This window comes from Alloprevotella sp. OH1205_COT-284 (genome assembly GCF_003859795.1).
GTDB lineage: Bacteria > Bacteroidota > Bacteroidia > Bacteroidales > Bacteroidaceae > Alloprevotella.
Window position 1 is genome coordinate 1 of sequence record NZ_RQYI01000055.1, and the last position, 1,328, is coordinate 1,328.

Annotated in this window: 1 rRNA gene; it reads right to left on the reverse strand. The window is 53.5% G+C overall.

Annotated features, from left to right (window positions below):
* Window positions 1-6 precede the first annotated feature (6 nt).
* Window positions 7-1,328, reverse strand: a 16S ribosomal RNA gene (locus EII14_RS08980); the annotation flags it as partial.

A 1,328-nucleotide genomic window follows, 5' to 3' on the forward strand; every position in this document is an offset into this window, starting at 1 on the left:
TTCCAGAAAGGAGGTGTTCCAGCCGCACCTTCCGGTACGGCTACCTTGTTACGACTTAGCCCCAATCACCGGTTTTACCCTAGGCCGACCCTCGCGGTCACGGCTTTCAGGCACCCCCGGCTTTCATGGCTTGACGGGCGGTGTGTACAAGGCCCGGGAACGTATTCACCGCGCCATGGCTGATGCGCGATTACTAGCGAATCCAGCTTCACGGAGTCGGGTTGCAGACTCCGATCCGAACTGAGAGAGGTTTTAAAGATTAGCATCCGCTCGCGCGGTAGCGACCCTCTGTACCCCCCATTGTAACACGTGTGTAGCCCCGGACGTAAGGGCCGTGCTGATTTGACGTCATCCCCACCTTCCTCACATCTTACGATGGCAGTGTCCACGGAGTGCCCGGCATGACCCGATGGCAACCGAGGAGAAGGGTTGCGCTCGTTATGGCACTTAAGCCGACACCTCACGGCACGAGCTGACGACAACCATGCAGCACCTCTGACGGCGTCCGAAGAAATAGGCATCTCTGCCTAAGGCGCCGACAGTTCAAGCCCGGGTAAGGTTCCTCGCGTATCATCGAATTAAACCACATGTTCCTCCGCTTGTGCGGGCCCCCGTCAATTCCTTTGAGTTTCACCGTTGCCGGCGTACTCCCCAGGTGGTATACTTAATGCTTTCGCTAAGCGACTTACAATATATCGCAAATCGCGAGTATACATCGTTTACTGTGTGGACTACCAGGGTATCTAATCCTGTTTGATACCCACACTTTCGAGCCTCAGCGTCAGTAGCACTCCGGAAACCTGCCTTCGCGATCGGAGTTCTTCGTGATATCTAAGCATTTCACCGCTACACCACGAATTCCGGCTTCCCTGCGTGCACTCAAGAATACCAGTTTCAACGGCAAAGTATGGTTGAGCCACACTATTTAACCGCTGACTTAATATCCCGCCTACGCTCCCTTTAAACCCAATAAATCCGGATAACGCTCGAACCTTCCGTATTACCGCGGCTGCTGGCACGGAATTAGCCGGTCCTTTTTCTGAAGGTACATACAATAAGGGACACGTCCCTTCTTTTATTCCCAACTAAAAGCAGTTTACAACCCATAAGGCAGTCATCCTGCACGCTACTTGGCTGGTTCAGACTCTCGTCCATTGACCAATATTCCTCACTGCTGCCTCCCGTAGGAGTCTGGACCGTGTCTCAGTTCCAGTGTGGGGGACCTTCCTCTCAGAACCCCTACTGATCGATGGCTAGGTGGGCCGTTACCCCGCCTACTACCTAATCAGACGCATCACCATCGCATACCGATAAATCTTTGATCAAAT